Raw genomic sequence first — 246 nt, 5'->3', positions numbered from 1 at the left:
TTTGTGGGGTGATGGCGTGCCTTTTGAAGAATGAGCCTGCGAGTCAGCGGCATGTCGCGAGGTTAACCATGAGTGTGGGTAGCCGTAGCGAAAGCGAATCCTAATGAGGGTGTTGTTTTAGTGGCATGTCCTGGACCCGAAGCGAAGTGATCTACCCATGGCCAGTGTGAAGCAACAGTAAGATGTTGTGGAGGCGCGAACCCACTTAGGTTGAAAACTGAGGGGATGAGCTGTGGGTAGGGGTGA

Annotated in this window: 1 rRNA gene; it reads left to right on the top strand. The window is 53.3% G+C overall.

Annotation, left to right across the window (positions count from 1 at the left end):
• Positions 1-246 (top strand): 23S ribosomal RNA (locus NQ018_RS11455); the annotation flags it as partial.

Origin of the sequence: Corynebacterium kozikiae (genome assembly GCF_024580965.1) — a bacterium.
GTDB classification, from domain to species: domain Bacteria; phylum Actinomycetota; class Actinomycetes; order Mycobacteriales; family Mycobacteriaceae; genus Corynebacterium; species Corynebacterium kozikiae.
This window is presented reverse-complemented; position numbering and strand designations above follow the sequence as displayed.